The sequence below is a fragment of the Thiomicrorhabdus heinhorstiae genome (genome assembly GCF_013391765.2).
Classification (GTDB): Bacteria; Pseudomonadota; Gammaproteobacteria; order Thiomicrospirales; family Thiomicrospiraceae; genus Thiomicrorhabdus; species Thiomicrorhabdus heinhorstiae.
The window spans coordinates 1-22,711 of record NZ_JACBGI020000032.1 but is presented as its reverse complement, the minus strand read 5'-3'; the positions used below and the strand labels follow the sequence as shown (position 1 = coordinate 22,711).

Here is a 22,711-nt window from a genome sequence, read left to right as displayed (position 1 = left end):
GTCTACAGGCGCAGATGAAGAAAATTTTATTGATACTTTTCATTTCTCTATTCACTTTGCAGGCAGAAGCAGGTGAGAGAGGTACACCTTTTGCCGTTGGTGCCGGGTATGGAACCTTTGCGGGTCCGACTGTCGAGGTGGTTTACTCTTTTGATCGTTATCTAAGTTTCCGAGGTTCTTTTTCTACCGGGATGCCTTTAAAGCAGAAAAACACCGAAGAAGAGTTTGATTATTTCCTTGAATCGAGTGGCCGGATCAACCGTTTGGGTTTGGACTACCATCCGTTTGCAAATGGTTTGTTCTTTTCGGTCGCCTATGTTCGTCACAACTTCAAAGTGAGTGGTAACTCTTCAAAAGAAGCCGGATATTCGCAAAATCTGGCTACTTATTCTCTGCTAGGGATTGATTTGATTAGCGTGAATGCGACTGCAACCGAGGATTTAAATGCTGTCGGTCTAGTGGATTGGCGAAAAGAAGGAACTATGTTCAGTATGGGCTGGGCCTATGGGCCTGAAAGAGGCTGGGGGCTGATGTTTGAAATCGGTGCAGTGCTATTGAATTCACCGACCGTTGTTTTATCCGGAAGTGGTGAAATTAACGGGACTAATATTAATGACAGTCAGGATGCACAGGATGCGATTAAAGATGAGCAGGCCAAGGTAGAAGCTGATTTATCACAGTATGATTTCATTCCGATCATTCAGGCTGGAGTGACCTATCGATTCTAGAGGCATAATACAAATTCCATGCAATAAAAAACCCCGCTTAGCGGGGTTTTTTATTGGCTTAATCTTTAAAAGATTAAGCTTGCTGTGCTGCCAAAGCTGCGCGCTTTTTAGCAATCAGGTTCTGGATGATTGGAGTCATCATCAGGTCCATAGCTTGAACCATGTGAGAACCGTTACATACCAAAGTTTCCGCGTTCTGCAGGAAAGCACCCGGGATCTGTTCTTTGATCTCTTCCAGATTGATGTCTTGGTGACGAACGTGGCAGATGATCAATGAATCTTCAGGAGCTGGACCCATAGGTGCATCCGGAGACATGGTTGAGAACGGATCAGACGTATCGATCAGTGGTACACGGTGGAAGTTGATGTGTGTACGGTGGAACTGAGGAACGATGGTTTCGATGTAGTCCGGCATACGCTCTAGGATTACGTCACGTACCTGTTGTACCGAGTATGGGCGTTCTGAAGTGTCACGGTAGATTTTCTGCATCCACTCGATATTGATTGATGGTGCAACACCGATACCTAGGTCAACATACTGGGAAACGTCGTGCATGCCTTCTTCAGGACCGTGGTCTTTACGCTTAACCATTCCGTGAAGACCTTCGTAGAATAGAACATCGGTACCTTCAGGAATCGCTTCCCAAGGAGTGAATTCACCTGATGAGAAGTTGGTACCTAGACGGGCGTTATGCTCCGCAGCTTCTTCGTCGCTGTGAATGTAGTAACGACGTTTACCGGTCGCACTCTCTTTGTATTCTTTGAATAGAGCTTCCAATTCGTTGAAAAGGTTTGCGTGTTCCGAGAAGTGAGTTAGAACCGGACCACCATTGGCTTTAGATTCCGCGACTTTTTCTTTCATTTCAACGCGGTTGTATTTGTGGTAGCTATCACCTTCAACAATGGCGACATTCAGGTTTTCACGAGCAAAGATTTTTTCCACGGCACGTTTAACGAAAGACGTACCTGCTCCAGATGAACCGGTTACGGTTACAATTGGATGTTCTACTGACATAGAGCTGTCTCCTAGATTAAAAATCATTACCGACCGGTAATGAATCAGTTTTTACTTTTATATAGCTTTAGACCAATGCGGGATATTAGAAACTAAATGGGTCATATTTTCAAAAATAATTGCATTTTGAACAACTTATCCGGCATAAACGTCACAAAAACATCATATTTGCCAATGATTAAGACAATTAGATGTCCAGGTTTTCCACCTGCAATGCATTGGATTCGATAAATTGGCGTCTCGGTTCCACTTCATCCCCCATCAGGGTGGTAAAGACTTGATCGGCAATCATGGCGTCACGAATGGTGACTTGCATCAAACGTCTCGCTTCAGGGTTCATGGTGGTTTCCCATAACTGTTCCGGATTCATCTCACCCAGACCTTTGTATCGTTGAATGTTTTGTCCGCGTTTAGCTTCGTTAAACAACCAGTCGACCGCTTCTTTAAAATTGCTGATCGATTGCTGCTTTTCTCCGCGTTTAATATAAGCATCACCACCGATCAGCCCTTGCAGTTGCTGACCTAGGGTGGCAATCTGTGCGTAATCCTTAGACATAAAGAAATCCGCATCGAAAACCTGTGAGCTCAAAGTACCGTGTTCGCGTTGAGTCAAGCGGAGCTGGAATTTGCTTTCACCACTGATATCGCTGGCCGGTTCCACTTGCAGCTGATAGTCGACCTTATTCAATTCGCCATTCGCTTTCAATTGTGGCAGCAGGGTTTTAACCCACTGATCCAAAGTATCGAAATTATTTAGGCTCTCTAAAGTGATTTGTGGCTGGTCAACCAGCATTGTCAGGAAGACCGGATTAAAACGGCGGCTCAGGCGCAGGATCACGTGATCGGTTTTGAAATAGCTTTTCGACAAGGTTTCCAAGCCTACGCCGCTAATTGCCGGCGCGTTTTTTTCGGTAAACAGTTCGGCATTATCGATGGCACTTTGCAGCAGGTAGTTTTCCAGCTCCAGATCATCTTTAAGATAGGTTTCCTGCTTACCTTTTTTGACTTTATAGAGAGGAGGTTGCGCAATATAGATATAGCCTTTTTCAACCAGTTCCGGATATTGACGGTAGAAGAAGGTCAGCAGTAGGGTACGGATGTGCGAACCGTCGACATCGGCATCGGTCATGATGATAATGCGGTGATAACGCAATTTTTCGATATTGTAATCTTCGACGCCGATACCACAGCCCAGGGCGGTGATTAAGGTGCCGACTTCGGCAGATGCAAGCATTTTGTCAAAACGTGCCTTCTCGACGTTCAGAATTTTACCTTTCAGGGGCAGAATCGCTTGAGTACGACGGTCACGCCCCTGTTTGGCGGAGCCGCCGGCGGAATCCCCCTCCACCAGATACAGTTCGGAAAATGCAGGGTCTTTTTCTTGACAGTCGGCCAGTTTACCCGGTAACCCGGCAATATCCAAAGCACCTTTACGGCGGGTCATTTCGCGCGCTTTACGCGCTGCTTCACGGGCGCGGGCCGCATCAACGATTTTGGCGAAAACCGATTGGGCGTCTTTCGGATTTTCTAACAGGAATTCGGCGAACTTTTCGTTCATGGCAGTTTCTACCGCACTTTTTACTTCCGAAGAAACCAGTTTGTCTTTGGTTTGTGAAGAAAACTTCGGATCCGGAACCTTGACCGAAATAACAGCTGCCAAACCTTCACGGGCGTCGTCACCGGAGACGTTGATTTTATATTTTTTGGTCAGGCCTTCGGCTTCGGCATAGCTGTTCAAAGTACGGGTCAAAGCCGCTCTAAAACCGGATAAGTGGGTTCCGCCGTCACGCTGTGGAATATTGTTGGTGAAGCAGAAAATTGATTCTTTATAGGCTTCCGACCACTGCATGGCCACTTCCACCGTAATGTCGTCTTTTACCGTAGTGAAATAGAAAGCTTTTTCATGAATAGGGGTTTTATTGGTGTTGATGTAGTCAACAAAAGCGCGGATTCCACCGTCGAATTCAAACACTTCGTGACGATCGTCACGCTTGTCGATTAATTCGATATGTACGCCGGAGTTCAGGAAAGATAGCTCTCTCAAGCGCTTCAATAGGTAGTCGAAACTGAATTCGGTATTATTGGTGAAGGTCTCTTTGCTCGGTAGGAAGCGGATTTCCGTTCCGGTTTCATCTGTATCGCCGACGATTTCAAGCGGTGCATCCGGTACGCCGTGGGTATAGGACTGCTTCCAGACATGACCTTCGCGCTTGATGGTCAGGTGAAGTTCCGAGGAGAGGGCATTAACGACCGAAACACCAACTCCGTGCAGACCACCGGAAACTTTATAGGAGTTGTCGTCGAACTTACCACCGGCATGCAGGACGGTCATAATAACTTCGGCAGCAGAAACTCCTTCTTCAGGGTGAATACCGACAGGAATTCCTCGTCCGTTATCGCTGACCGATACCGATCCGTCGGTATGAATGGTGACGACGACTTTATCACAATGACCGGCCAAAGCTTCGTCGATACCGTTATCGACGACCTCGAAAACCATATGGTGAAGACCTGAGCCGTCGTCGGTGTCGCCGATGTACATTCCGGGACGTTTTCGAACGGCATCAAGCCCTTTTAATACCTTAATCGAGGAGGAGTCGTATTGTGTTTCTTCAGTCATGGTATCAGCGCTTTTTTATAATTATTCGAATACAAAAATATCCGCATAATTTTACCACATTTCGGGGCCGAAAACAGCGCCATCGGAACGTGAACAAGTCGGCTCTGTTTTTACTGAAAGAGGCCAGCAATTTTGAATGATATTCGCGGCTTAGTTTTAGCCGAATAACCAGCTGGTCGGATTCTCGATCGGTTGGTTTTTGTTTAAGGCCAGAAGGCCTTTTACGCAACGCACTACCATCCAGATAATTGTCAAAGCGATAATGAGGAAGCCAATCATTACATAGGACAGTAGTGCGCCGATCATCAGGAAGAGCAGGCTAATCCAGAAAGTGCGGATAATGAACTGGTAGTGGCTGACCAGTATGCCTTCTGCTGAACTTCGGTTGTAGTAAGCGATGATTAGTCCGGCGAACCAGACAAAGGGAAGAAAAGTGCTCAGTAGATAAGAAGCGTAAGCCAGGGTTGCCAGAGTATTGGATGAAGAAGAAGGCTTATCCATAAGTAATTGATCCTGCAATTGTTAATCCGGTTTTGATTATAACCGCAAAAGGAGGCTTCTTTTCAATCCTGCTTATGAATCTGACCGGATGTGACCTGCCAGATACGTGCCTGATCCGGTTTTAATATTGGAATCAGATCCTTTGAAGTAGTGGTAATGAGGTGTTGAATATTGAGCATGTCCAGCAGTTCTAACAGTTTGAGGCGGTGTTTTTCGTCCAGTTCCGCGGGTAAGTCGTCAATCAGCATAATCACCGGCTCGCGGCTGATTTTTTCATGCAGACAAGCCTGCGCCAGCAACAGCGCGCAAACAAATAATTTTTGCTGTCCGCGGGAGAGGCCGTGTATCGCCTCTTGTTGATCGAGTTTAAAGCGGATATCGGCACGGTGAGCACCGTATTGAGTGTGACCGACCTGTCTGTCTTTGGAAAAATTCTGCCTAAACAGGGTCAGAAGATTGTCGGTATTTTTCGGCCAGCCGGCGCGATACTGGCAGGCAACACTCTGTTTAAGCTCCGGCATTAAAGCGTCGCAAAAGGTATTTAGGTATGGGGTCAGTTGCTGCAGATAATCTTGACGATAGTGATCGATCTGTAATGCCTGGCTTACCAGCATATCGTCCCATAGCTGAACCTGAGACTGTGGCAATTTCTGTTTTAGAGCGTGATTCCGTTGCGCCAAGCCGCGTTTATAGTGGCGCCATAATGGATGAAATTCAGGGAATTGGTAGAAGCAGCCCCAATCCATAAAACGGCGTCTTGCTTTAGGGCCCTCTTCGAGTAGTTTATGGCTTTCCGGAGTCAGTAGTTGCACCGGCAGGCGTTGCGCGATTTCTGATTGTGAAGAGACACTTTCGCCGTTAAGGCGCAGCTGGGTATTATGCAGCTGTTTGGTTAGACCGAGACGGTGTTCAACCGGATGATCGCCGCCGGAAATCAGTTTGGCGAAAACGGTACACTGAGCCTGCTCGTGTTCGATTAAATGCTGAACTTTTTGCGTGCGGAAGGATCGGCCGGTCGCCAGCAGCCACACGGCCTCGATCAAAGATGTTTTGCCGGCGGCATTGTCACCGACAATCAAATTCAACTGTGCTCCCAGGTCGAGGTCGACCTGACGACAATTGCGAAAATTCTGCAATGACAGCCGTGAAATCTGGGTCATGGAAAGGGTTACTCTTTGCCCCAGGTATGGTGTTGCGGGTCGTGTTTCAGACTAACCGGTTCTTGATGAATGATCACGTCGATGTGATCGAATTTGGCACGCAGGGCTTCGGTGACATTTTCGGCGATGGCATGTGCTTCCATCAGGCTCAGATCGTCATCCAGTTCTAGATCGAGTTGTACGAAACGGTTCGGACCGGATTGATAGGTTCTCAAGTCGTTAAAGCCTCGAACTCTCGGCGTCTGCATAATCGTGTTCTGAATGGCCTGTCGCATCTCTTCCGGCAGTTCGTGATCCAGAAGCTGGTTGGCAGCTTTGTTGCCGATTTTAATCGCACTGCGCAGAATCCATAAACCGATCAACAGTGCCAGAACAGGGTCTAGCAAAGTCCATTGACTGAACAGCAGGCTGAGGATAATCAGCAGGTTGGCCATAACATCGCTGATGTAGTGCATCGAATCGGCTTCAATCGCTGTCGACTCGGTCTTTTTGATCACATACTGCTGGAAGGCGATTAGGCACAGAGTCAGAATCAAGGAGGTGATCATATACCAGATGGCAACATCGGTATGGCTTAAGACCTGCGGCTCGATGATCCGGTCGATCGAATAGATGATGAGATAAGCGGCGGATCCAGAAATGAATACGCTTTGCGCCAGAGCCGCCAGGGGTTCGGCTTTGCCGTGGCCGAAGCGGTGCTCCTTATCGGGAGGGGTTTGCGCAATATGTACTGCCACGGCGATCATCACCGAAGCGGCGGTGTCCAGTGCCGAATCCAAAAGAGAGGCGAGGATACTGACAGAGTCGGTTCTTAACCAAGCAGTTAATTTCAGGATAAGTAAAAAAACGGCAATCCCTACGGATGCGTAGGTTGCCGCTCTGACTAATAGACGTTTGTTCATTTAGGAGTGGCTACCCCGCGTGGCAAACTATAATCGCATCGGCATGACAACGTGCTGGCACTGACAGCTTTCGTTTCTGGCGGATACCAGACAGCTGCTGTTGGAGTCTTTCAGCTGCAAAGTAACGCAGTCTTCACTCATGGAGTTGAGAATATCCAGCAGATAGTTAACGTTGAAACCGATCTCCATTTCAGCGCCCTGATATTCGATCGCCATATCTTCGTGAGATTCGTCCTGCTCGCTGTTTGATGCGTCGACCGCCAGAAGGTTATAGCTCAGAACCAGGCGGATGCCTTTGAATTTATCATTCGATAAAATCGAAGCGCGTTGCAGAAGGCTGCGCAGCATTTCGCGATCGGTTTGGATTACCTGGTCGTTATGCTGCGGAATAACCCGGCGGTAATCCGGGAAGCGTCCATCGACCAGTTTACAGGTAAAGACCGTTTCTTCGAACTGCACCGTCAGGTAGTTTTTCGCCAAAGCGAATTCAATAAGATTGTCATCATCGCCGATCAATTTGGACAATTCCAAAACCCCTTTACGCGGCAGAATTGCCTGGGTCGGTTTCAAGCCTTCGATTGCGAGGTCGGTTGCGCAGGTTGACAGGCGGTGACCGTCGGTTGCGACAACGCGCAATGAGTGACTGCTGATATCGAACAGCATACCGTTCAGGTAGAAACGCACATCCTGGCTGGCCATGGCGAAGCTTGAGTGTTGAATTAATTGCTTCAACTGGTGTTGTGACAAAGCAAAGGAGAGATCCGATTGCGTCAGGTCGATGGTCGGGAAGTCTTCGGCAGGCAGAGTTGACAGTTTAAAGCGTGAACGCCCGGCAGAAAGTGTACAGCGGCTGCCTTCGAAGTCCATGACGATGGTCAGACCATCGGGAAGGGAGCGCACGATATTCAATAGTTTCAAGGCCGGGAGAGTCGTGGCGAACTGATCGACTTCACTCGATTCCAGCTCGGTTTGTGCACGAGTTTCTATTTCCAAGTCCGAAGCGGTGATGGTCAAAGTAGTCTGCGAAACCTGAAAGAGCAGATTGCTCAAGATCGGCATGGTTTGACGTTTCTCCACAACGCCGCCAACCGTTTGTAAAACTCTTAATAGATTTTCACGTGCTAAAGTGATTTTCATGCCAAAAACCTTCGTACTCTCTAATTGGTGATAATTCGAATCAAACTGTTAAAGTCTTCGTCAAGATGATGGTCGGTTTCACGTAATTCCTTCACCTTGCGTACCGCATGTAATACGGTGGTATGATCACGCCCGCCGAAAGCATCGCCGATTTCCGGAAGGCTGTGGTTGGTTAACTCTTTTGCAATCGCCATTGCCATTTGTCGCGGACGTGCAACGTTACGCGAACGACGCTTTGACAAAATGTCGGCGACGCGAATTTTGTAGTAATCGGCAACGGTTTTCTGAATGTTCTCCAAGGTTACCATTTTTTGCTGCAGTGCGAGCAGGTCTTTTAAGGCTTCCTTGACCAGATCGACGGTCAAGGTCTGCTGGGTGAACTGAGCATAGGCACCGACGCGTTTTAAGGCCCCTTCCAGATCACGGACATTACCGCGCAAACGCTTGGCGATAAAGAAGGCGACTTCATCCGGCAGAACTACGCCGTATTCGGAAGCCTTCTTCAGCAGGATGGCTACTCGCATCTCAAATTCCGGCGGTTCAACGGCAATGGTCAGTCCCCAGCCGAAACGGGATTTCAATCGGTCTTCCAAACCATCTACTTCTTTCGGGAAGCGGTCACTGGTCAAAATAACCTGTTTGTTGCCTTCCAGTAGAGTGTTAAAAGTGTGGAAAAACTCTTCCTGCGATTGCTCTTTATTGGCGAAGAATTGAATATCATCGATCAGTAAGGCATCCAAAGAGCGGTAGAAACGTTTGAAGTCATCAATTTTATTATGACGCAGTGCATTGACCATATCGGCAACGAAGCGTTCGGAGTGCAGATAAACCACGCGTGCACCCGGCTTGTCTTTCATCAATTGGTTACCGATAGCGTGCATTAAGTGGGTTTTACCCAGACCGACACCGCCGTAGATAAAGAAGGGGTTATAACTGCCGCCGGGATTTTCCGCAACCTGACGAGCCGCTGCGGCCGCCAGCTGGTTGGCCTTACCTTCAACGAAAGTTTCGAAGGTAAAACTGGTATTCAGATTGTGCTTGATTGCCGATTTACCGGACGTTTTGTCACTGGTTTTGCTGGTAGTCGGTGTTTCGCTTTTATTCTTCGACTGTAACGGTTGAGGGACGGTTCTTTCGGTTTCGTTAGCCGATTCGACCGTATAGTCGCCAATCTCAAGTTTGACTTCAGGAGGGTTGACTGGAGAAGCGGTTGCCACCGCTTGACGGATATTGTCCATCAACTTCTTGTTTACCCAATCCAGGATAAAGGTTGAAGGGGCCAGAAGACGGATAACAGAATCTTCTTCAATTGCCTGTAAAGGCCTGATCCAGGTATGGAACTGCTGATCATTTAGATCGTTTTCCAAGTGTTTAAGACTTTGAGCCCAAAGTGATGACAAAACAGTAGCCCTCAAGGTCACGTATCCATTTTATAGCAGGACACGGCCGGTGAAATTAATTAGCAAAAAGGAATAAAATTTAAAGGGAGCCGACCAAAATGACGAAGTTGGTCTGCCCCCTTTGTTCAGCATGCAGTAAGTATACCTGTGAATAACTTTAAAACAAGCTAAATTTCTGTGGATAAGTATGTGGGTAAAACATGTGGATAAGTTGGTTTTTGGTTTGGTTAACCATATGTTTTATAATAAGTTTTTACGGTTTCAATCAGGTGTGGGAAAAAAATAACATTTTTGCCGCTAAAAGGATCAAGAGAATGCCGAAATAGCGTTTTAGAAGTTTGACTGGAAGCTGGTGAGCCAGTTTTGCGCCAAGGGGAGCGGTCACAACGCTGGCAACTATGATCCCCAGAAAAGCCGGCCAATAAATATAACCAGTGGCATAAGCCGGCAGTGAGGTTGCATTCATTCCGCCGATCAGGAAACCGAAGGTACCGGCCAAAGCAACCGGCAGACTGACTGCGGTTGAGGTCGCTATGGCCTGATGCATGGAAACATTGTTCCACACCAGATAAGGAGTGGTCAGGGTGCCGCCGCCAACACCGACCAGAGACGAAATTTGTCCGATAAGCGCTCCGGCAACGCTATTACCGGCGATTCCCGGCAGTTGCCGATGTGCTTGCGGTTTAAATGCCAACAACATATTTAACGCAATCAATAACTCGAGAATTCCGAAGATAATTCCCAGATAGTTCGACGGAACAAATTGCGAACTCCAGCCGCCGAAGAAAGCGCCGATAAACACCCCTCCGGCGAGCATCTTGACGATATCCCAGCGTACCGCTCCGTGACCGTGATGTGCTTTGACCGAGGACAGGGAGGTGATCAGAATGGTGGCGAGTGAAGTTCCGATTGCAAGGTGAACGATTTCACTGCCTGGAAGGTAGATCGCAAAAACAGTGGTCAGTACCGGAACAATGAGCAGACCGCCGCCGATCCCGAGCAAACCTGCGGCAAATCCCGCGACGGCACCGGTAATTAAGTAGATAATAATTTCGTAAACAAATGAGGTTTCCACAAGTTAATCGCCTATGTTGTCGTATTTAAGGATCTGTTTAAGGGTTCGCCGATTTCGAACTCGATGAGGTCTGGCGGTGAGGTGGATAGCTTTAATGCTGTTTTAACACAGCCGGAGGTGGATTTCTGCCTTTTTCGGTTTCTGTTCAGTGTATTGTAAGTTTTTATTTGATAGAGAGAAAAAGGAACTTGGTTCCATAATGTCGCCTGCGCTTCGCGGTAAAGAATTAAAACAAAGCCGCTAACTTAAAGTTTTGCAACATTCTTGGTAAAATTGAAATCTCACGGCGAGTAAAGAATTTGCAAATAAATATTTGTTTTCTTGTTGAAAAATCTATATAATCCCCGGTTTTCCGACGTTGGAATAAATTTTTAAGGACTTTGACATGAAACGTACATTTCAACCAAGTGTTATCAAGCGTGCACGTACTCACGGTTTCCGTGCTCGTATGGCGACTAAAAACGGTCGTAAAGTTTTAGCGGCTCGTCGTGCCAAAGGACGCAAGCGCTTAACTGTGTAATCTGAGTGTGCTTGGCACCCAGTATAAGTCTGGTGAGTTATAATGCATTCTAATTCCGAATTGGTAACTCACCCAGATTCCCCCCTTTCTCCTCCCAAGTCTTCCGACTTTCGCTTTCCAAAATCATCGCGATTATTAACGCCGAAAGATTACGCTCAGGTTTTTGCCGATGCGGAAAAATTCGCTAATCGTCATTGGACACTTATTGTTAGAGCCAATCATTTAGACTATCCTCGATTGGGTTTGGCGATCGCAAAAAAACAATTACCTCGCGCCGTATGGCGAAATCGTATAAAAAGAATCGCTCGGGAAGCATTTCGCTTACATAAAAAAGAGTTATGTGGGTATGATATTGTCGTTTTGAGTCGAAAGGGAATGCAAGAGATTGATTCTTTTGCATTGCAAAAAAGTTTTTTACACTTAGTTCGCAAAATTCGTAACAGTCGATTAAAGAGCGCCCCTGGTAGAAAAGAGCGTTTATAAAGGGTTTTCAGACATGAATATGAGATCGTTTTGGTGGTTAGCTTTAGCCTTTACGCTAACTTGGATTTGGTTATCGTGGATGCAGTTTAATGCCAAACAGGTAGAAACAAATATCCAGACTTCCAGTGCACAGGAAGTTCCGGTTGCACAGGCGACAGGCGGCAGTGATGTTCCGCAGGCACACAGCGGTGGCGTCGATAATGCTGCGGTGCCGGTTTTGAAGGCTGGTGTTGAAAGCGGCCAACGTATTCATGTTGTTACCGATACACTGGATTTGACCATCGATACCGTCGGCGGTGACATTCGTGAAGCCAAACTGTTGCAATACGGCGCGACTCACAATCATGAGCAGCCGTTTCAGTTGATGGCTGATCAGGGTGAGATGGTTTATATCGCACAAAACGGTCTGGCTACTCAATCCAAGTCGGCACTGCCTGCTCCGACGCATAAGAGTGTGTATCAGGTTACCCAGAGCGAATACCGCATGACTGGAGACACTTTGGAAGTGCCGATGACCTGGGAGAAAGACGGAATTAAGGTGACTAAAACCTACCGTTTCACCAAAGGCCGCTACCTGATCGATGTCGATTATAAGGTCGAAAACAGCGCCGCTGAAGACTGGTCCGGAAGCTTGTATTCTCAACTGGTACGTAACAGCTACAACCCTGAAGAGCGCGCCATGATGTACACCTATACCGGGCCGGTACTCTATGACGGTCACGCCGAAGAGAAGTACGTTAAGCACTCGTTTGACGATTTGAAATCCCAAGCGGTCAGTGGACGTAATGTTACCGGCGGCTGGGCGGCAATGATTCAGCAGTACTTCCTGAGTGCAATCATTCCGAACCAGCAGGCGCAAAACAGCTATTATGCCAAACCGCTTGGCGATGATCGTTATGCGGTTGGTGTGATTGAACCGATGGTGACAGTGCCGGGCGGACAAAGTGCCGACTTGACTTCGCAACTGTATATCGGGCCTGAAAAACAGAATGTGTTGGCGGATATTGCGCCAGGTCTGGAACTGACTATCGATTACGGAATTCTGACTTTCCTGGCCGAGCCTTTGTTCTGGTTGTTGAACCATATCCACTCTCTGGTCGGCAACTGGGGTGTGGCGATCATTCTACTGACGATTCTGATCAAATTGGTGTTCTATAAGCTGTCGGAAACTTCGTACCGCTCTATGGCGCGCTTGAAGAAGTTCCAGCCTAAATTGCAGCAGTTGAAAGAGAACTACGGCGACGACAAAGCGATTTTCCAGCAGAAGTTGATGAAGCTGTATAAAGAAGAGAAGATCAACCCCTTGGGTGGATGTTTGCCGATTTTTATTCAGATGCCGGTATTCATCGCACTTTACTGGGTACTGCTGTATTCGGTAGAGATGCGTCAGGCACCGTTCATGTTGTGGATTCAGGATTTATCGGCACAGGATCCGTATTACATTCTGCCGGTTGTCATGGGGATCACCATGTTCATTCAACAGAAATTGAACCCATCGGCGATGATGGACGAGATGCAGCAGAAAGTCATGAAGTTGTTGCCGTTTATCTTTACGTTCTTCTTCTTGTGGTTCCCGGCCGGTCTGGTACTTTACTGGGTGGTCAACAACATCCTGTCGGTCGCGCAACAGTGGTATATCACTAAGAAGATCGAAGCCGGTGAAGAGTCAAAATAAAGGAAACAAAGCATGCAATTGAGCTATCAGAAATTAGGTTCGGATCATCCGATGTTCGGAAAGGTTGAGTACTTGGTTGCCGATGGAACCCAGCCGATTTGTTATAAAACCGCCAGCGGTTATATTCCTCTGGAAGAAGGTGCGGCCCAGCCTGCGGCAGCGCCGACTGCTCAAGCGGAAGTGAATACTCGTACGCTGTATGTCTTGTCTTTTCAAGTCAACGGAGAAGCTGAAGAGCAGACATTCACTTCCAAGAAGAAACTGGATAAAGCGGTGGAACTGTATCAAAGCAAAGAGTTCATCAGCGATATTGCCACCAAGGAATATCAGATTTTGCTGGATTAATTTTCGTTCAGAACTTTTTGATGCGAGCGCCCACATTGCAGTGGGCGTTTTGCTTTCTGGGCTTTTTGTTTACAATTCACAGATTCCATTTAGATCAGGGAACCGCTTATGCAATTTGATAATATCGACACCATCGCCGCTATCGCAACCGCTCCCGGCCGCGGTGGTGTCGGCATTGTCCGTGTCTCCGGCAATAAAGTGCAGGCGATTGCCGAGGAGATGCTTGGTCTCTTGCCGAAACCGCGATACGCTCACTATGGGCCTTTTTACGGCGAAGATCATCGGATTCTCGATCAGGGAATCGCACTGTTTTTCCCTAATCCGCATTCTTTTACCGGCGAAGACGTGCTTGAACTGCAAGCACACGGCGGACCGGTTGTGCTGCAGTGGCTGCTGGAGAGGGTGGTTGCCTTGGGCGCGCGTCTCGCCGAACCGGGCGAATTTTCCAAACAGGGGTTTATGAACGACAAGCTTGATCTGGCTCAGGCCGAGGCGATTGCCGATCTGATCGAAGCCAATTCCGCCCAGGCGGCTAAATCGGCTTTGAAATCCTTACAGGGCGATTTTTCACGCGAAGTAAATACCTTGGTCGAGGAGCTGATTCAGCTGCGTCTGTATGTCGAGGCGGCGATCGATTTTCCGGAAGAGGAGATCGATTTTCTTTCCGACGGCAAGGTCGCCGGACAGCTGCAACATATTCTGCAACGTTTGCATCAAGTATTGGCGTCTGCCAAGCAGGGAGCCTTATTGCGTGAAGGGATGTCGGTGGTGATTCTCGGGCGGCCGAATGCCGGTAAATCCAGTTTGTTGAATGCTTTGTCGGGGCGGGAGAGTGCGATTGTGACCGATATTGCCGGAACGACCCGTGATATCGTCAGGGAAGAGATTCATATCGATGGTATGCCATTGCATATTCTCGATACCGCCGGTGTGCGCGAAGCGACCGATCAAGTTGAGCAGATCGGTATCGAACGCGCCTGGCAAGCCTTGGATAATGCCGATCGAGTATTAGTGATGTTGCAGGCCGGGGAAGCGATTCACGCCGAAGATCAGTTGATTCTGGATCGTTTACCGACTCATATCCCGGTCACTTTGGTGCGCAATAAGATCGACCTGATCGAACATGCGCCGCAGGTGGAAGTCGAAGAAGCCAGCGGCAGAACCGTAATCTGGCTATCGGCCAAGCACCGTATCGGTTTGGAGTTGTTGACCTCGCACCTCAAAGAGGTAATGGGTTATGCCCAGTCGGAAGAGGGGGTGTTTATGGCGCGCAAACGCCATTTGGACGCTTTGAATCAGGCGCTAAGCGCAGTGCAAACCGGTCAGCAGCAGTTGGAACTCTTTGCAGCCGGTGAACTGCTCGCCGAAGATCTGCGAATGGCACAGGATGCCTTGTCGGAAATCACCGGGCGTTTCACCTCCGACGATCTTTTGGGGCGCATCTTCACCTCTTTCTGTATCGGTAAATAACACCGCCTAAATCGCCGGGTCGATTAGTCCGGCAATACTGTTGTTACAGCGGAACCATCCCGCGATACTGACTCGTGGCTGCTGGGTAACCAGCACTTCATGCGGTATCTGTTCGCTCATAAAGATTGCCAGTTTACCCATTTCCGGAGCTATAAGAGCGATTTTCCGGTCGGTGTCTTCGGCATAAAGAACCAGTTCGCCGCCCCATTGCGGTTGCCAGTCAGGGTTAAGGTAGAGTACTGTGGTGATCATTCGGTTGGCACGGCCGCGGAAACTGTCGAGGTGTTTCTTGTAAAAGTCGCCTTGGTTATACAAGGCAAAATGGCATTCGTACTCGAACAATCCCAGAAACAGAGCGCGGTTCAGCTGGTATTGCAATTCGGCCATCTGTTGCAGATAGAGAATCTGCGCTTCGGTGGAACCGTCCAGCCAGCGAATTTTATCGCGGCGTACCGTCTGATTGAGCTGGTGATCGTCACCGCGGCCGATACCGGCTCGTTGCAGTTCGCCTTCTTCTTCGTAATCGCTGACTTCGGCGAGCAAGGTTTGGCACAGGTCGTGATCGATGGCGTCCGGCCATTCGTACCAACCTTGTTCAACCAGCGCATCCAACAATTCGTCCAAGCGACTTTCACTGATATCCAATGCCATATTTTGCCTCCAAATCGGGTGCGCGGATTATGCGCTCAAGTACTTGTTTTGGCAATCTAAATTTTTGCCTTGCAGGCGGTTTTTTCGGAGTGGATTTGGCATAATTGGTTTTAAGGCGTTCACAAGCGGACAAAGTTCGTAATCTGCAAGGAGGCAAAGTGATTGATTATACGGAGTACACCAAATTTTTAATCGGGCTGATCGCGGTAGTCAATCCGATCGGGGCGATTCCGATTTTTTTGGCGATGACCGGTGATTTGAATTCTGTCGAAAGGCGCAAGATTGTGCATATTACCGTCATAGCCGTGGCAAGTATTTTGCTGATTTCTTTGTTCTTCGGCGAAGCGATTCTCGATTTCTTCGGTATTTCCATCAACTCCTTCCGTGTCGGCGGCGGTATTCTGATCTTGCTGATGGCAATTTCAATGATGCATACCAAAGGTGAACGGCCGATTCGTACCAAGGAAGAGACTTACGATCCGGATCAGAATGATTCGATCGGTGTTGTGCCTTTGGCCATGCCGTTACTGGCCGGGCCAGGGGCAATCAGTGCGGTGATTATTGAAGCACACCGTCAAAGCACCGTGATGCATTACGGTTTTCTCGGTTTGGATATTCTGATTTTAACCCTGTTCCTGTGGATGACCTTGAGAATGACGCCGTGGATCTCGCAGCATATCAGTCAGGTGGGGATCAATATTGTCACGCGGATTATGGGTCTGTTGCTGGCGGCGATTGCGATTGAATTTATCGCCAATGGACTGAAAGGACTCTTTCCAAGTCTGGCATAGCAGGAGTTTTCAGGACGGTCGGTATTCGCACCGGCAATGTTTTATACTATGCAGCTTAGCGACAAAACAAAGCGTGCATTGGAGAAGGAGAGCAGATGTTAAGCCTTAAACGAATTGTCGGTGTCACTTTAGCAGCCTTATCTTTGGCCGCTTGTCAGTCCGAACAGAGTGTCGAATTCGAACCGAAAACTCCGGTGGTAAAAACCGTTACTCTAAGTACCGATGTGGTACCTCAGTGGTCGCTGATGGGTACACTGCAAGCTCGTTATCAGACCGATCTGTCTTTCCGCGTTGCCGGTAAAATCGCCGAACGCCAAGTGCAGGAGAATGCGGAGGTTAAAGCCGGTGAATTGCTCTTTAATCTGGATGACGAGGATTATCGCTTAGCCGTTGAACGCAATCGTGCCAATCTGAAAGCCCTGCAATCTCAAGTAACCAATGCTGATGCCGAACTGAAACGCGTCAGTTCGCTACTGAAACGCAATCTCGCTTCGCAGCAGGTTGTCGACCAGGCCAAAAATCAGCTGAATGTTTTCCGCGAGCAGTTGAACGCGCAAAAAATTCTTTTACAGGAGACGGAAAACCAACTGGCCTACAGCCGCTTGTATGCGTCCAAAGACGGTAAAGCGGTTGCCATTCTTGCCGAAGCGGGCGAAGTAGTCAGTGCCGGACAACCGGTACTAAGCCTGGCGCAAAACGGTGACCGTGAGATTCAGGTTCAGGTTCCTGAAGAGCGAATTGAACATCTGCCGAAACTGGCAAAAGTTCAATTTCTGGATTCCGATGAAGTGTTTAGCGCGCAGCTAAGAACACTTTCCAACCAAGCCGATGCTCAAAGTCGTACCTGGACCGCAAACTATACGTTGAATGATCAGGCATCGGCTGCTTCCATGTCTCTCGGCAAAACCGCAAGAGTGACCTTTATCGACGATGCGGCAGCGGTAAAAGTGCCGAGCAGCGCGATTTACGAACAGGGTGATTACGCTTCATTGTGGCAGCTTAAGGACGGCAAGGTTTATCGTGTTCCGGTAACAGTGAAGCGCATGTCGCAAAGATGGGCTTGGGTGGAAGGCGATCTTGCCGCGGTAGAGCGGATCGTTTCTTTGGGCGTACATCAGCTGAATGAAGGTGAGGCTGTGAAGGAAAGTGCCGAATGAATCGCTTTAATGTTTCAGCCTATGCGGTAAAAGAGCGTTCTTTAACGCTGTATTTTATTTTGATTGTGGCGATTGCCGGTATTTATGCCTTCTTGCATATGGGCCGCGCCGAAGATCCGAGTTTCGATCTGAATACCATGGTGGTTTCGGCGACTTGGCCGGGAGCAACCGCCAAAGAGATGCAGGATCAGGTGGCCGATCCTCTAGAAAAACGCTTGGAAGAGATTGCCCACTTTGATCGCGTGGAAACCAAATCCCGTCCAGGACGCACCGATTTGCTGGTCTCTTTTGCTCAGGATACCCCTTCCGGCATGGCGCAGGATCTTTATTATCAGGTACGTAAACGTCTCGGTGATGAAGCCAATAATCTGCCGGACGGCGTACGCGGGCCGTTTTTTAATGACGATTTTGAAGATGTCTACTTTACACTTTATAGTTTGACCGCTCCCGGCTGGCCGCAAGAAAAACTGGTGCGCGAGGCGGATAAAATGCAGATTGCCCTGAGACGGGTTCAAGGAGTGAAAAAGGTCAATCTGATCGGCGAACAGGCGCCGCAAATTTTTGTCGATTTGAAGATGGATGCGGTGTCGAAAATGGGCTTGAGTTTCGATACCGTTGCTCAAGCATTGCAAGCGCAATTAAACATGACGGCAGCCGGTTTTATCGAAACCGAGGGGCCAAGGCTCTATATCCGTAGCCATGATGCCCGCATGCTGTCTACCGAAGAGATTGCCGCCCTGCCATTGATCGTTAACGGTGAAACGATTCCTCTGGCGGATGTCGCTAAGGTGGAGCGCGGTTTTCAGTCGCCACCTTCGTATCTGATTCGTGATAGAGGCGAACCGGCGGTTTTGCTCGGAGCGGTGATGGCGGCCGGAGTGGACGGCTTGAAACTGGAAAAACGTCTGGATGAGTTCGAGTTGGAATATCGCAACGAACTTCCACTCGGCGTTAAGCTCGATAAGGTGACGAACCAGGCGGATGCAATCCACGGAGCCGTCAGTACTTTTCAGCTTAAATTCGTTACTGCTTTGCTGGTGGTATTGGTGGTCAGCCTGATCGCCCTCGGCGTTCGTGCAGGTTTGATTGTCTCTCTGGCGGTGCCTTTGACCCTGGCGATGACCTTTCTGTTTATGTTTTTGCAGGGGCTGAACTTTGACCGGATTACACTTGGCGCTTTGATTATTTCCCTCGGGTTATTGGTCGATGATGCGATTATTTCCATTGAAATGATGCTGGTGAAAATGGCCGAAGGGATGGATAAAGCCAAAGCGGCGGCCTATTCGTGGACAGTTACCGCGGCACCGATGCTGGTCGGGACTCTGGTGACGGTAGTCGGCTTCCTGCCGATCGGTCTTGCGCAATCGCGTGTCGGTGATTATGCCGGCGGGATTTTCTGGGTTCTGGGTATCACCTTGATCGCTTCGTGGATCGTCGCGGTTTACTTCACGCCGTATCTTGGTGTGAAGTTCCTGTCGGATAAGGTCAAGCACCACGAGTCCGGTGAAATGTATCAGACACGGGCTTATCGGGCGTTGCGTAAGGCGGTGGTTTTTTGTGTAAGGCATAAGGTGATTGTGGTGCTGATTACCGTCGGTATTTTCATTCTTTCCGCCATGGGTATGAAGAATGTGGTCGCCAAGCAGTTTTTCCCGAGTTCGGATCGCCCGGAATTAATGGTGGATATTTCCCTGCCGGAAGGCACCTCAATCCAGGTTACCGATAAATTAACCCATCGGGTTGAAGCCCTGATCAACCAATATGACGAAGTCAAATCTCTATCGTCTTACGTCGGTCAGGGGGCGCCGCGTTTCTTCCTGGCTTTGAACCCGGAACTGCCGAATTCGGCATTCGCTAAAATCATCGTAGTAACTCACGGTAAAGAGTCGCGTGACCAGCTGCAAGCCAAGTTGCAGGCCAAGATCGATGCCGGTCTGTTCCCGGAAGCGCGGGTTCGCGTGCATCCTTTACTATTCGGGCCACCGGTGCCCTGGCCGGTAACTTTCCGTGTGGTCGGGCCGGATCCGCAAGTACTGCGAAGCATTGCCAATGATTTGCGAGTGTTGATGGCCAAGCAAAGCTTTACCATCGATCCGCATCTGCAATGGGGAGTACGAACTCCGACCGTGCATCTGAATATGGATCGTACCCGTCTGGCGCAGCTGGGCATGACGCCGCAACAACTTTCCAGCCAGTTACAGCAATGGCTGCAAGGTGCGACCGTTGCACAGATGAAAGATAAGATTCGCACCGTTCAGGTCGTGTTGCGCGGCGATCAGGACCGTCGTCTGGATGTCGGTCAGCTATCGAGTCTGTTGATTCGCACGCCTGGTGGCGAAACCTTGCCGTTATCGCAACTGGCCACCTTGGACATTCGCTATGAAGATACCTTATTGGAGCGACGTAATCGCGAACTATATCTGTCGGTAAATAGTGAAGTCATTCCGGGCATGCAGCCACCGGTGGCGACGCAGAAGATTCTCGACCAGATGCAGCCGTTGCTAGATGGTTTGCCCTATGGTTACCGTATCGATGTCGGTGGTTCGGTTGAAGAGTCGTCGATTGCGGAAAACTCGATTCAGGCAATGATGCCGCTGATGCTGCTGGTGATGACCCTATTGCTTATGCTGCTGGTGAAATCTTTCAGTACGTTATTTATGGTCATAGTCACTGCGCCGCTCGGGCTGATCGGAGCTGTGACCGCTCTGATCGTTTTCCAGCAGCCGTTCGGCTTTGTGGCCAATCTAGGCCTGATCGGTTTGGCTGGTATCTTAATGCGTAACACTCTGATTTTGACCGGGCAGATCGACGACAACCTGAAACAAGGAATGCAGCTTGGGGAGGCCTTGATTGACGCCACCATCCGGCGCGCGCGTCCGGTCATCTTGACCGCTCTGGCGGCCATGCTGGCGTTCGTGCCTTTGACAACTTCGACTTTCTGGGGGCCGATGGCTTATGTGCTGATCGGCGGGATCGGAATCGGAACATTACTGACTCTGTTATTCCTTCCGGCTCTCTACGCCCTGTGGTTTAGAGTGAAGGTCGCTTAGATGTCCTATCCGGTTCCCGCCGAAGAGGCGGTAGCAGAAATCGAAATCAAGAAAAGTCGTTTTATCGCCTATGCTCGCGGTATTGATAGTCGCGAGCAAGGCATGCAATGGCTGGAAGAGATCAAACAACAGTATCCGGATGCGCGTCACCACTGTTGGGCTTATTTGATCGGTAATCCGCACTGTGCATCGAATGCCGGTATGGGAGATGACGGCGAACCTTCAGGAACGGCCGGCAAGCCGATTTTAAATGTCCTGCAGCATAAGGGTGTTGGCGACATTATGATTATCGTTGTCCGCTATTTCGGCGGTATTAAGCTCGGAGCGGGCGGTTTGACCCGCGCTTACGGCCAAGCGGCGCAAGCCGTGATGGAAGTTTTGCCGACCCAGCAGCAGGTGCCGATGAATGATCTGCTGATTGAATGCGATTTTTCCCAAGAGCAGCAAGTCAGGCATTTTTGCGGCCAGGCGGAGGGGCAGATTGTTGCCGTCGATTACGCGCAGTCGGTGAAAATGCAGTTGAGTTTGCCCCAAGCGGCAACTCAAGGCTTCCAAAAACAGATGGAGGCCTTGGGTTGCATTTATAAAGCCAATTAGGCTTTAAGATGCAGTTCCCTTAAATTTTCAATTTGATCGGTATAGTCGAGTTCTTTTTCCGTGGAGCTGCCGATCGGATCCGCAAAAGGTCCCTCCAGTCCGAGGAGGGTATGGAAACTTCCGGCAACACATTGCGCCAAGGCTGGACGATGATAACCGCCGCCTAAAGAAAAACTGATGCGCCCACCGCATAAAGTCTCGGCAGTCTCCACGCAACGTTTCACCAACCGGTTGTAACCCTGTACCGATAATTGGTGTCCAGCCAGCGGATCCTGCCAGTGACCGTCGTAACCGGCAAAGACAATAATATGCTGCGGTTGGAACTGCTCCAGTTTTGGCGCGATAACCGAGTCGAACACCTGCAGATAGGTCTGATCCCCGGCACCTTTATGGAATGGGCAGTTTACATTCATTCCGGCAGCTTTACCTTCTCCTTGATGCTCGGCAAAGCCGGTCATCGGCCAATAAGGGTGCTGGTGAATTGAAATAGCCATGATTGACGGGTCATTAATGGTCAAATCCTGCGTGCCGTTACCATGGTGAACATCGAAATCGATAATAGCGATACGTTCAACGCCACGCTGTTTCTGTAGTGCCTTAGCGGCGATAACGTCGCTGTTGAACAGGCAGAATCCCATCGCCTTGTCGGCTTTGGCATGATGACCTGGGGGGCGGAACAAGCCGAAGCCGTAATCCACTTTGCGGTCATAGACCGCCAGATTCAATTCAATATTGCCGCCTGCCGCCATTCGTGCCGCTTGAGCACTATAACGATTTAGGTAAGTATCCTGGCTGTATTCGTCATAATAACCGCCGCCGCTTTCGCTAAGCGTATCGATTTCAAATACGTAACCGGCTTTATGCACGCTGAGTAATTCGTCATCTGCCACCAAGCGGGATTTGATTGGCGTTAAATAAGACCAGAGTTTCCGCCGGCTGAGCTCTTCGTCGATTGCAACCAGCCGCGCAGCACTTTCCGGATGTTTTAGCAGGTCATGTTTAAAAAACAGAGGATCAAGAACAACCCCGACTTTTCTTGCCTGGTTGTTTTTGCTTGCAGCGAAAGCTTCCTGGCTAGTGGCACCGAGAGAAAGCAATAAGCTTTTAATTAAGAAACTGCGCCGACTCCGATCCATACTAAACTCCATTTATTCTCTTTTTTACAAGCATCAATTCTTTTCGGGACTATATCTTCTTGCTCTTTTATATATAAGAAACGGTCTAAAGTCATATAAAGCTTTCCTATACACGGATTGGTATTCATAGAAAGAGCGGGCAGTTAAGGGCTTTTTTGCAGCGTTTTGTGGATAACCCTGTGGATAACCGGTGGGTAAGGTTGGATAAGAGGGTTAATTGTCAAAAAAGGTTAAAAAAGTCGAAAAAAGGTTAAAAAAGGGGTTGCGTTGTTTGTGTAAATCACTAGAATACGCAGCT

The 22,711-nt window shown here is 48.9% G+C and carries 20 protein-coding genes; 10 read left to right on the top strand and 10 right to left on the bottom strand.

Translation table 11 applies throughout. The features are described from left to right. Positions 1-728, top strand: a 728-nt coding sequence (locus tag H8792_RS11335; RefSeq protein WP_228767103.1) for a hypothetical protein, incomplete at its 5' end; no start/stop codon positions are given. A 73-nt stretch (positions 729-801) separates the two neighbouring features. On the opposite strand, the gene H8792_RS11330 is transcribed toward H8792_RS11335, so the two are convergent. From H8792_RS11330 to H8792_RS11295, 8 genes are all read right to left on the bottom strand, one after another. Next, on the bottom strand, positions 802-1,743 hold the full coding sequence (locus H8792_RS11330; RefSeq protein WP_185979081.1) for a phosphoribulokinase: 942 nt from the start codon (positions 1,741-1,743) through the stop codon (positions 802-804). Between the two features lie 187 nt (positions 1,744-1,930). Beyond that, positions 1,931-4,363 carry a DNA topoisomerase (ATP-hydrolyzing) subunit B gene (gene gyrB, locus H8792_RS11325; protein ID WP_185979080.1) on the bottom strand — a complete coding sequence of 811 codons (2,433 nt, stop codon included), beginning with the start codon at positions 4,361-4,363 and terminating at the stop codon, positions 1,931-1,933. Positions 4,364-4,519: 156 nt separating this feature from the next. Continuing rightward, entirely contained in the window at positions 4,520-4,864 is a 345-nt protein-coding gene (locus H8792_RS11320; protein WP_185979079.1) for a DUF4870 family protein, read from the bottom strand. Positions 4,865-4,926: 62 nt separating this feature from the next. Then, positions 4,927-6,024, bottom strand: a complete 1,098-nt coding sequence (recF, locus tag H8792_RS11315; RefSeq protein WP_185979078.1) for a DNA replication/repair protein RecF — start codon at positions 6,022-6,024, stop codon at positions 4,927-4,929. Positions 6,025-6,032: 8 nt separating this feature from the next. Further along, a complete protein-coding gene (locus H8792_RS11310) occupies positions 6,033-6,926 on the bottom strand; it encodes a cation diffusion facilitator family transporter (RefSeq protein ID WP_185979077.1) in 894 nt (297 codons plus the stop codon). Between the two features lie 27 nt (positions 6,927-6,953). Next, positions 6,954-8,063: a DNA polymerase III subunit beta gene (dnaN, locus tag H8792_RS11305; RefSeq protein ID WP_185979076.1), complete on the bottom strand. Its 1,110-nt coding sequence runs from the start codon at positions 8,061-8,063 to the stop codon at positions 6,954-6,956. Between the two features lie 20 nt (positions 8,064-8,083). Further along, a complete protein-coding gene (gene dnaA, locus H8792_RS11300) occupies positions 8,084-9,463 on the bottom strand; it encodes a chromosomal replication initiator protein DnaA (RefSeq protein WP_185979075.1) in 1,380 nt (459 codons plus the stop codon). A 265-nt stretch (positions 9,464-9,728) separates the two neighbouring features. Next, positions 9,729-10,538 (bottom strand): sulfite exporter TauE/SafE family protein, encoded by an 810-nt coding sequence (locus tag H8792_RS11295; protein WP_185979074.1) that lies wholly within the window; start codon positions 10,536-10,538, stop codon positions 9,729-9,731. 385 nt (positions 10,539-10,923) lie between these two features. On the opposite strand from H8792_RS11295, the gene rpmH reads away from it, so the two are divergent. The 5 genes from rpmH to mnmE all read left to right on the top strand — a co-directional run bounded on the left by rpmH (position 10,924) and on the right by mnmE (position 15,031). Next, on the top strand, positions 10,924-11,058 hold the full coding sequence (gene rpmH, locus H8792_RS11290; RefSeq protein WP_024852172.1) for a 50S ribosomal protein L34: 135 nt from the start codon (positions 10,924-10,926) through the stop codon (positions 11,056-11,058). 42 nt (positions 11,059-11,100) lie between these two features. After that, positions 11,101-11,541 (top strand): ribonuclease P protein component, encoded by a 441-nt coding sequence (rnpA, locus tag H8792_RS11285; RefSeq protein WP_185979073.1) that lies wholly within the window; start codon positions 11,101-11,103, stop codon positions 11,539-11,541. 13 nt (positions 11,542-11,554) lie between these two features. Further along, positions 11,555-13,216 (top strand): membrane protein insertase YidC, encoded by a 1,662-nt coding sequence (gene yidC, locus H8792_RS11280; RefSeq protein WP_185979072.1) that lies wholly within the window; start codon positions 11,555-11,557, stop codon positions 13,214-13,216. Positions 13,217-13,228: 12 nt separating this feature from the next. Beyond that, a complete protein-coding gene (locus H8792_RS11275; protein WP_185979071.1) occupies positions 13,229-13,561 on the top strand; it encodes a hypothetical protein in 333 nt (110 codons plus the stop codon). Between the two features lie 108 nt (positions 13,562-13,669). Then, positions 13,670-15,031 carry a tRNA uridine-5-carboxymethylaminomethyl(34) synthesis GTPase MnmE gene (gene mnmE, locus H8792_RS11270; RefSeq protein WP_185979070.1) on the top strand — a complete coding sequence of 454 codons (1,362 nt, stop codon included), beginning with the start codon at positions 13,670-13,672 and terminating at the stop codon, positions 15,029-15,031. Positions 15,032-15,037: 6 nt separating this feature from the next. Here mnmE and H8792_RS11265 read toward each other — a convergent pair whose 3' ends face one another. Then, on the bottom strand, positions 15,038-15,682 hold the full coding sequence (locus H8792_RS11265; protein ID WP_185979069.1) for a 2OG-Fe(II) oxygenase: 645 nt from the start codon (positions 15,680-15,682) through the stop codon (positions 15,038-15,040). 158 nt (positions 15,683-15,840) lie between these two features. Here H8792_RS11265 and H8792_RS11260 point away from each other — a divergent pair, with 158 nt between their 5' ends. From H8792_RS11260 to H8792_RS11245, 4 genes are all read left to right on the top strand, one after another. Further along, the gene (locus H8792_RS11260) at positions 15,841-16,473 is read left to right on the top strand and encodes a YchE family NAAT transporter (RefSeq protein ID WP_185979068.1); all 633 of its coding nucleotides are present in this window, start codon (positions 15,841-15,843) and stop codon (positions 16,471-16,473) included. Between the two features lie 95 nt (positions 16,474-16,568). Then, positions 16,569-17,630 carry an efflux RND transporter periplasmic adaptor subunit gene (locus tag H8792_RS11255; RefSeq protein ID WP_185979067.1) on the top strand — a complete coding sequence of 354 codons (1,062 nt, stop codon included), beginning with the start codon at positions 16,569-16,571 and terminating at the stop codon, positions 17,628-17,630. Then, a complete protein-coding gene (locus tag H8792_RS11250; protein WP_185979066.1) occupies positions 17,627-20,680 on the top strand; it encodes an efflux RND transporter permease subunit in 3,054 nt (1,017 codons plus the stop codon). Before H8792_RS11255 ends, H8792_RS11250 begins: the two co-directional genes overlap by 4 nt. Further along, positions 20,681-21,277, top strand: a complete 597-nt coding sequence (locus H8792_RS11245) for a YigZ family protein (protein ID WP_185979065.1) — start codon at positions 20,681-20,683, stop codon at positions 21,275-21,277. Here H8792_RS11245 and H8792_RS11240 read toward each other — a convergent pair. Beyond that, entirely contained in the window at positions 21,274-22,413 is a 1,140-nt protein-coding gene (locus tag H8792_RS11240; RefSeq protein ID WP_185979064.1) for a histone deacetylase family protein, read from the bottom strand. The two genes, H8792_RS11245 and H8792_RS11240, sit on opposite strands and share 4 nt — an antisense overlap. Positions 22,414-22,711: the final 298 nt, after the last annotated feature.